We start from the raw sequence: 8,455 nt of genomic DNA on the forward strand, positions 1-8,455 counted from the left end.
TGGACAAGCAGTTCTGCGTTTACATCCTGGCCAGCAAACGGAACGGCACGCTGTACATTGGGGTGACCTCACAGCTGGCAACGCGGGTGTGGCAGCATAAGAGCAAGGTAGTGGAGGGTTTTTCGGCCAAGTACGGCGTTGCCCGGTCGGCTGCACGTTACCCACAGATTTGTCGCACACCCGCTGCGCGGCCATCCAATCGCGAGCATTGTTCTACCCGCAACCGGCATGATAGAGGCTCTGCGATGGCAACGTTCTGGGTTGGCACCTCCGGCTTTAGCTACAAGGAGTGGGTGGGATCTTTCTACCCCTCCGACCTCCCCGAGCCCCAGATGCTGCGCTACTACGCGCAGCGGTTCGCCTCGGTGGAGATCAACTACACCTTCTATCGCCTGCCCACCGTGCGCGTGCTGCAGGGGTGGGCCAAGGAAACGCCGGAGCACTTCGGCTTCAGCCTGAAAGCCCCCCGGCGCATCACTCACGACCTGCGCCTGCGCGATGCCGCCGACGTGGTGAGCGACTTTTGTGACGCGGCCCAAGCCCTCAAGCAGCGGCTGGGCGCGCTGCTCTTCCAACTGCCCCCCTTCCTGAAGAAGGATACTTCGCGGCTCGAGGACTTCCTCCACCAGCTCCCGCCGGGCTTTCGCGCTGCCTGCGAGTTTCGCAACGCCAGCTGGTTTGCCGATGACGTGTTCGAGTGCTTGCGCCGCTTCGGCGTTGCCTTGTGCATCTCGGAGGCTGAGGACCGCCACCCGCCGTTCGAGATCACAGCTAACTTCGGCTACTTCCGGCTGCGCAAGCTCGACTACAGCGACGAAGACCTCGCCGGCTGGGCCCGCCGGCTACAGGACGCCGCGCCGCAATGGACCGATGCCTTCGTCTATTTCAAGCACGAAGCCGAGGGCAAAGGTCCGCGTCTGGCGGCCCGCCTTCGTAGCTTCTTGGACGGTCAGGGGCAGTTGCTGGAAGCCAAAAGCGGGTAAGCTATCGCGGCGCGACGCGGTGTCCGCTGCGCACGCCCGCGATGCCGCCCGATGTGCCAGGCGAGCTGAAGCGAGAACGGAGGTGCCCATGGCTGACGAGAGCCGGCCCGTGGCCGAGCAACATCAGATCCAAGTCCAGATCGACGCCGCCAATGCATCCGGCGTCTATTCCAACCTCATGATGATCACCCACCGCAAGGAGGAATTCGTGCTCGACTTCCTCTTCGTGCAGCCACAGCGCACGCCGCAAGGGCAATCGGTGGCCAACTTGCGCTCTCGGGTGATCACGACTCCGGAACATACCAAGCGAATTCTGCGCGCGCTGCAAGAAAACGTTCGCCGCTACGAAGAGATGTTCGGACCGATACAAGAAGCCACCGACCTGCCGAAGATGGTGCACTGATCCGCGCCGCCGCGGTGGACCGGCGCCCGCTGTGCGCTCCCGCCCGCGACCTCACCCCGCAACATCACGGTGGCGAGCCGGGGATTTGTTCGATAGACTTCGCCCCGGTGGACACGATGTCCGAGCGCGACCGCTGTGACGTAGTGTTGTTCGGCTACCGCAACGACCTGGCACGTGAGCGGGTGCTGGAGCACCTTGCGGCCATGGCGCCAACGCCGGAGGGCCCGCCGCCGATCGACCGCAGCACTCCGATTCCGCAACGCCTGTTCGGTCAGATCCCGGCACAGCGGGCGCAGCAGTTGCGCCAGGAATTTGAAGGCCTGGGGGCGCACATCAAGCTGGTGCCGGTGGCCGCCCCGCCGGCATTCGTGGTCAGCACGGCCAGCCCGCGTGGCGCCCGCTGGTCGCTGGCCACATTGCTGGTTGTCGTGGTCGGGGCCGCGGCCGTCTGGTGGCTGCCGCAGCCCCGCCAGGTAGCGCATTTGCCAGTGCTGCCGGTGGCACCCGCGCGGCCGGCGCCGCTGGCGCAAGTAGACCCACCACCGGCCGAGGAGGCTCAAAGCGAAACCGAGGCGCAAGCGCTCGCGCTCAACGCACAAGCGGTGGCATTGGCGCAACAAGGGCAGTACGAGCCGGCGATCGAGCGGCTGCGTCAGGCCCTGCGAGTCGCTCCTGAGCAGCCGGTAGTCAGGCAGAACTTGCAGACCGCGCTGTTGAACAGTGCGCTGCGCAAGCTCGAAGCGCACCAGAGCGCCGAAGCCCTGGCGCAGCTCGACGAAGCGCTCGGCTTCGGCGAACGCAGTGACGCGCGCCACGCACGCGGTCTGGCCCACCTGCAAGCCGCTGACTACGAGTCGGCCCGGGTCGATTTGGAACAGGCCATCGCGGCGGGCGTCAAGGATTCGGGAGCCCTGCTGGCTTTGGGCGAAGTCTACTTGCGTCTCAACGATCGGCAGCGGGCGCTCGCCACCCTCCAGCGCGCCCGTGACGCCGGCGCCCAGAGCCCGCAACTCGACACCTTGCTCGAACGACTCAGCCGCGAGGTCGATGCCGAGTGGGACTTCTCCGCGCTCGAGAATGGCCACTTCCGGGTGACCTTCGCCGAAGGTGAGAACCGCGTGGCGGCGCAGCTGGTGCTCGAGGGGCTCGAGGACGCGCGCCACGAGGTGGCGGTCAAGTTGGGCAGCGTGCCTGACCGGACGACGGAAGTCGTGCTCTACGCGGCCCAGGACTTTCACGCCATCACCCAGACACCGGTGTGGGCGGCAGGGGCTTACGACGGCCGCATCAAAGTGCCGGTGCGCGGCCTCGAGCGGCATGACCCCGCGCTGCCCCGCCTGCTACGCCACGAGTACATGCACAGCGTGGTCGCCGAGCTTTCGCGCCAGCGCTGCCCGGCCTGGCTGAGCGAGGGGCTCGCGGTGTGGGCAGAAGAGGAGCATGACGGTGAGCGCCGAGCCTGGGCCGAAGAAGCTGTCAGTGGCAGTGAGCTGTTCCGCTTGCACGAAATCAGCGGCCCGTTCACCCACCTGGCGCAGCCGCGCGCGCAGGTCGCCTATGCGCAGAGCTACCTGGCGGTGCGAGAGTTGATCGACCGCTACGGCACCCGCAAGCTGCCGCAATTGGTCAGCGACCTGGGCCAGCAGCCGCTGCCGGTGGCATTCGCCGCCACCTACCCCGGCAGCTTGGCGGACTTCGAAGAGCGCTGGCTGAGCACCTTGGGTTCGTAAGCGGGAGGAAGTGCATGAGAGCGAGAGCACTACAAGTCGCCGCCTTGCTCGTGACGCTGGTCTCGGGGCTGCCGCTGGCCGTCCAAGAAGGCCCGGCAGCGTGGCTGGCACGGATTTTCGACCCGGCGTCGCTCAAGCTCGAGGCGTTTGCCGGGGCGCAGCTCAACCGCAAGTTGAGCACCGACGCCATCGCGCTCGAGCGCGGCGGCACCAAGCAGATCGCGATCTACACCCTGCCGCTCGATCAGGTGAAAGCCGCGGCCGAGCATTTTGGAAAGCAGCTCGGCACCAAGGCCCAGATCATGGCCGAGGGCAGCCCGTTCGAGACCCATGTCTACGACCTCACCGGCGCCAGCGCCCCGGCGCGCTTCAAGGGCCTGCGCCTGGTGATCTCGCGCTCCCAGTTCGTCGATAACAAGGGTCAGATCACGCTCGAATACACGCCGGCAGCACAGTGAGCGGCCACGATCGCCGCCGGCGCCGGGCGGTGATCGCCCTCACGGCGCCATGTCGAATAGGTCCTTGAAACCATACGGCTGGTGCGTGCCGAGGATCAGCTGCTCCAGCACCCCGATACCCTGGCGCTGGCCGAACTTGGCTTGGCAAACGGCCTGGATGTGGAGGTAGAGCGGCACTCCCGGATCAACTTCCGACAGGTTCCACGACTCGCCGCCCATTTCGTTCTCGCCAACATACATGCCGTGGCCCCATTGCGGGTGCATGTAACCCAGCCCCACCATGTAAAAGCTGTACAACGGCGTGAGCTCGATCTGAAGTTCTTCGCCCGAGCGGCGCCGCAGCCTGATCTCGGCCCGCCGCGCGTGCCGGGTGCCGGACTGGAACTCGAGACGATGGGCCACCGACTGCATGTGCTCGACCGCCCCGCCGTTCGGGATCAGCATCCCAACGCTGTGCCACTGCGTGCCGTCGGCGTCTTCGTTGACGTCGAAGTGCGTGCAAAGATCGTCGAAGTGCATCGGTGACCACAGCCAGAAGAATTGCGGCGCCGAGCCCGGCGCGCCGGCTTCGCGCTCGCCGACCGGACGGACGCCCCACGACCGATCGCGAAAGCCCCAGAAGCGATCGGGTGTAATCCGGATGGTTTCGCCCGCGACCTGAAGCGTACCTTCCACCGTTACGTGTTGCGTCAAGCGGGTGTAGTCAATGAACAGCCGGCCGTCGACGCGCTTGTTGAAGCGCGGCTCCTCCAGCACCGGCGCTCGGCCGACAAACAGCAGATCGCCGCTGATCTCGTGGGGGTTCGGCTGCACTACCAAGCGCAGCTTTTGCAACGGTTCAACCACCTGCACGCCGATCGGTCCGACCTGTGTGACCATGCGGTCCGCACCCATACGGCACGAGGCGCGCAGCGCGTACTGGCGGCCTTTGTGGACGACGCTGAAGGCCGCGTCCATGACGCTGCGATTGGGGTACTGCCCCATCGCCGCGGCGAAGTACATGCTGCCGTCGCGCGCGAAGCCGTTGAAGAAGAAGCGATCGTAGAAGTTGCGATCGCTGGTGCCGACGTTCGCAACCGGCTCGGGAGTTTGGTGGAGCGGATATTCATCGCCGCGGGTAAGCATGGGACCTCCTCAAGAAAGCATTCGCAGGGAGCACAGACCACAGACGGGGCGCTACCGCAACCCGCCTGCCGCGGCCCTACGCGGCCATCCCGGGCAGCACGCGGCGTAGGTACTGGCCGGTGTAGGAGTCGTGCACCCGGGCGACCTCCTCCGGTGTGCCGGCGGCGACGATCCGGCCGCCGCCGTTGCCGCCTTCGGGGCCGAGGTCGATGAGGTAATCCGCCGTCTTGATAACATCTAGGTTGTGCTCGATGATCACAATAGTATTACCGGCATCGACGAGCCGCTCGAGCACCGCCAGCAACCGCCGGATGTCATCGAAATGCAGGCCGGTGGTCGGCTCGTCGAGGATGTAGAGCGTCTTGCCGGTCGCCCGTCGGCTCAGCTCTTTGGCCAGCTTGATGCGCTGGGCCTCGCCGCCGGACAAGGTGGTGGCCGACTGGCCCAGGTGGATGTAGTCGAGTCCGACGTCGTGCAGGGTCTCGAGCTTCTGTCGAATCGGGGGAATGGAGCTGAGGAAGTCGAGCGCGGCGGCCACGGTCGAGTCGAGCACCTCGGCGATGCTCTTGCCCTTGTAGAGCACTTCGAGGGTCTCGCGGTTGTAACGCTTGCCGCCGCACACCTCGCAAGTGACGAAGACATCGGGCAGGAAGTGCATCTCGATGGTGATCAAGCCGTCGCCGGCGCAGGCTTCGCAACGGCCGCCCTTGACGTTGAACGAAAAGCGTCCCGGGCCGTAGCCGCGGGCACGGGCTTCGGGCAGCTGCGCAAACAGGTCGCGGATGTGAGCAAACAGCCCGGTGTAGGTTGCCGGATTCGAGCGCGGCGTGCGGCCGATCGGCGCCTGGTCGATGTCGATCACCTTGTCGAGCAGCTGCCAGCCCTGAATCTCGCCGTGGAGGCCGGGGCGTTCTTTGCTGCCGTAGAAGCGCTGCGCCAAGGCCGAGTAGAGCGTGTCAATTACCAGCGAGCTCTTGCCTGAGCCCGAGACGCCGGTGACGCAGGTCATGGTACCGAGCGGGATAGTGACGTCGAGGTTGCGCAAGTTGTTCTGGCGCGCGCCCTTCAGCACCAGCGCCCGGCCGCTGCCCTTGCGCCGGCGCGGCGGCACGGCGATCTCACGGGTGCCCGACAAATATTGCCCGGTGAGCGAGGCCGGGTCGCGCATGACCGCGGCCGGCGTGCCTTGCGCGACGATGTGGCCGCCGTGCACGCCGGCGCCGGGGCCCATGTCGATGACATGATCGGCCTCGATGATGGTGTCGCGGTCGTGTTCGACCACCAGCACCGTGTTGCCGAGATCACGCAGGCGCTTGAGGGTGGCGAGCAAGCGGGCGTTGTCGCGCTGGTGCAGGCCGATCGAGGGCTCGTCGAGAATGTAGAGCACGCCCATCAGGCTGGAGCCGATCTGCGTCGCCAGCCGGATACGTTGCCCTTCGCCGCCCGAGAGCGTGGCCGCGCTGCGCTCCAGGCTCAGGTAATCCAAGCCGACGTTGGTCAAGAAGCCCAAGCGCTCGACGATCTCCTTGAGAATGCGCCGCGCGATGGTTTCCTCTTGTGCCGTCAGCGCCAGGCCGGAGAAGAAGGCGAGAGCCTCAGTCACCGACATCGCCGCCACCTCGGTGACGGTCTTGCCGTGGATGCGCACCGACAGCGCGGCGCGCTGCAGGCGCGCGCCGCCGCAGGCCGGACACGGGCGCTCATTCATGAACGCTTCCAACTCCGCGCGGATCCACTCCGAGTCGGTTTCTCGGTAACGGCGATCGAGTGCGCTGATGACGCCTTCCCAGACACGGCGAAACTCGTAGCGCCGGCCGCCCTTCTCGTAGAAGAACACGATCTCGTCGTCGCCCGAGCCGGTGAGAACCGCCTGCTTGATCTTGGCCGGCAAGTCTTTGAACGGCGTGCTCAGATCGAAGCGATAGTGCTGCGCCAGGGCTTGCAGCACGTCGTCGCGATAGTGGCCGGCGCTCTTGCGTTCCCAGGGTGCGATGGCGCCGTCGGCGAGCGCCAGCTCGGGGTTCGGCACGATCAATTCCGGATCGAAGTAGCGGCTGGTACCCAGCCCGGTGCAAGTCGAGCAGGCGCCGTGGGGATTGTTGAACGAGAACATCCGCGGCGTAAGCTCGGGATAGGAAATGCAGCAATCGACACAGGCGAACTTCTGGCTGTAAAGAATCGCCTCCTTCACCGCCTCGCCGCTGTCGCCCAAGACCTCGATCTTCACCACCTCATCGCCGTAACGGCAGGCGACCGCCAGCGAGTCGGCCAGCCGCTTTTCGATCCCATGCCGGATCACCAGCCGATCGACCAGTACCTCGATGGTGTGCTTCTGCTGTTTGGCGAGCACGATGTCTTCGGCCAGATCCCGCAGCTTGCCGTCGATGCGGGCGCGCACGAAGCCGGCCTTGCGCAGGTCGAGCAACTCCTTGCGATATTCGCCCTTGCGGCCGCGGGCGATCGGCGCCAGCACGTGCAGCCGCGTCTGCGGCGGCCGCGCCGCCACCTGATCCACAATCTGCTGAATCGTCTGCGCCGCGATCGGCTTGCCGCACTGGTAGCAGTAAGGTTTGCCAATGCGGGCGAAGAGCAAGCGCAGATAGTCGTAGATCTCGGTTACCGTCCCGACCGTCGAGCGCGGGTTCTTGCTGGTAGTCTTCTGCTCGATGGAGATTGCGGGCGAGAGTCCGTCAATCGAATCGACGTCGGGCTTCTCCATCTGTTCCAAGAACTGGCGCGCGTAGGCGGAGAGCGATTCGACGTAACGCCGCTGGCCCTCGGCGTAAATGGTATCGAACGCGAGCGACGACTTGCCCGAGCCCGACAGCCCGGTGATCACGACCAGGCGGTCCCGCGGGATCTCGACCGTGAGGTTCTTGAGGTTGTGCTCGCGCGCCCCGATGATGACGATGCGATCCGACATCAACGGAAAGACTCACAAGTCGGCCGGCGAAAGTCAAAAGCGGCCTTGCCCCCGCTTGAGTACGCGTGTCACGAAGGCCAGCAGCGACTGCGGGGAGTCGAAATCGGCCATCTGCCCCGTCCACAAGTGCTCGACGCGGCCGGCCAGCCGGCCGTGCTCGGGGGCGGCGTCCGGCCGCAGCTGGATCACAAAGATGAGGTCTGGAGGAAGCGAGGCTCCTCCCGCTGTCTTATTCGGCATCGCAACTCCCCGCCGGCGCCGTCCGCGGGTAAGAGCAATTGGCGCGCCGCGCCACTTGGGACTGCCAACTGGTGCCGTGGCCCGCTACCGCAGCCACCGACCGTCAACTCCAGTGTACACTTCGCCGGCCGCTGTCCACTGCAGTGTACGGTGTCCCCCGGGAGCGGGGAGTGTGCATTTTTGGTTTGTTGCGTCGCCTAGCGCGGATGGTCTACAAGGCAGATCGTGGCGGTCGTTGGATGAGCGAGCCAGAGAACACCGAGATCGTCAGAATCCGGCGCGAGCGCAATCTCTATATGCGGCTGCTGCACTTGGGGCGGCAGCGCGAACTCGAGCCGTTCCTACGCGAGGCCCTGGCGCTGATCGTGGACGCTGGGAGCGCCCGCCAAGGCTACCTGGAGTTGTACGATGACCTCGATGACACCGGCCTGGAGCACCCCCGCTGGTGGATTGCAGGGTCCTGTCATAGTCGCGTGCGCGCGGTAGGATCAGCGTAAGCAGACGGAGCTGTTGGCGCGGAGCGCATGCAGCAAGTGCGCAGGAGCGGCAATAAATTCGCCGCGACAGTGGTGCTGTCGCCCGTTGGGGCGCAA

Annotated in this window: 8 protein-coding genes; 5 read left to right on the forward strand and 3 right to left on the reverse strand. The window is 65.7% G+C overall.

The features are described 5' to 3' along the window. From HY699_10195 to HY699_10210, 4 genes are all read left to right on the forward strand, one after another. The coding region (locus HY699_10195) for a DUF72 domain-containing protein (GenBank protein MBI4516169.1) at positions 1–983 on the forward strand (983 nt) is incomplete at its 5' end. 88 nt (positions 984–1,071) lie between these two features. After that, positions 1,072–1,386 carry a DUF3467 domain-containing protein gene (locus HY699_10200; protein MBI4516170.1) on the forward strand — a complete coding sequence of 105 codons (315 nt, stop codon included), beginning with the start codon at positions 1,072–1,074 and terminating at the stop codon, positions 1,384–1,386. A gap of 116 nt (positions 1,387–1,502) precedes the next feature. After that, complete coding sequence (locus HY699_10205) at positions 1,503–3,116, forward strand: tetratricopeptide repeat protein (GenBank protein ID MBI4516171.1); 1,614 nt, start codon at positions 1,503–1,505, stop codon at positions 3,114–3,116. Between the two features lie 14 nt (positions 3,117–3,130). Continuing rightward, the gene (locus HY699_10210; protein ID MBI4516172.1) at positions 3,131–3,574 is read left to right on the forward strand and encodes a hypothetical protein; all 444 of its coding nucleotides are present in this window, start codon (positions 3,131–3,133) and stop codon (positions 3,572–3,574) included. A 39-nt stretch (positions 3,575–3,613) separates the two neighbouring features. Here the strand turns inward: HY699_10210 and HY699_10215 are convergent, their stop codons facing one another. The 3 genes from HY699_10215 to HY699_10225 form a co-directional block, all read right to left on the reverse strand. Further along, a complete protein-coding gene (locus tag HY699_10215; GenBank protein ID MBI4516173.1) occupies positions 3,614–4,699 on the reverse strand; it encodes a hypothetical protein in 1,086 nt (361 codons plus the stop codon). Between the two features lie 76 nt (positions 4,700–4,775). Beyond that, positions 4,776–7,625, reverse strand: coding sequence for an excinuclease ABC subunit UvrA (uvrA, locus tag HY699_10220; GenBank protein MBI4516174.1), 2,850 nt, complete (start codon positions 7,623–7,625; stop codon positions 4,776–4,778). Positions 7,626–7,655: 30 nt separating this feature from the next. Then, positions 7,656–7,862, reverse strand: coding sequence for a hypothetical protein (locus tag HY699_10225; protein MBI4516175.1), 207 nt, complete (start codon positions 7,860–7,862; stop codon positions 7,656–7,658). Positions 7,863–8,101: 239 nt separating this feature from the next. On the opposite strand from HY699_10225, the gene HY699_10230 reads away from it, so the two are divergent. Beyond that, positions 8,102–8,359, forward strand: a complete 258-nt coding sequence (locus HY699_10230) for a hypothetical protein (protein MBI4516176.1) — start codon at positions 8,102–8,104, stop codon at positions 8,357–8,359. The last annotated feature ends 96 nt before the right edge of the window (positions 8,360–8,455 follow it).

It is taken from the genome of Deltaproteobacteria bacterium (assembly GCA_016210005.1).
Lineage (GTDB): Bacteria > Desulfobacterota > Binatia > HRBIN30 > JACQVA1 > JACQVA1.

Bases quoted from the DNA above. Each gene is read 5' to 3' on its own strand.
- HY699_10200 (MBI4516170.1), top strand. From the start codon at position 1,072: ATGGCTGACGAGAGCCGGCCCGTGGCCGAGCAACATCAGATCCAAGTC.
- HY699_10205 (MBI4516171.1), top strand. From the start codon at position 1,503: ATGTCCGAGCGCGACCGCTGTGACGTAGTGTTGTTCGGCTACCGCAAC.
- HY699_10210 (MBI4516172.1), top strand. From the start codon at position 3,131: ATGAGAGCGAGAGCACTACAAGTCGCCGCCTTGCTCGTGACGCTGGTC.
- HY699_10215 (MBI4516173.1), bottom strand. From the start codon at position 4,699: ATGCTTACCCGCGGCGATGAATATCCGCTCCACCAAACTCCCGAGCCG.
- HY699_10225 (MBI4516175.1), bottom strand. From the start codon at position 7,862: ATGCCGAATAAGACAGCGGGAGGAGCCTCGCTTCCTCCAGACCTCATC.
- HY699_10230 (MBI4516176.1), top strand. From the start codon at position 8,102: ATGAGCGAGCCAGAGAACACCGAGATCGTCAGAATCCGGCGCGAGCGC.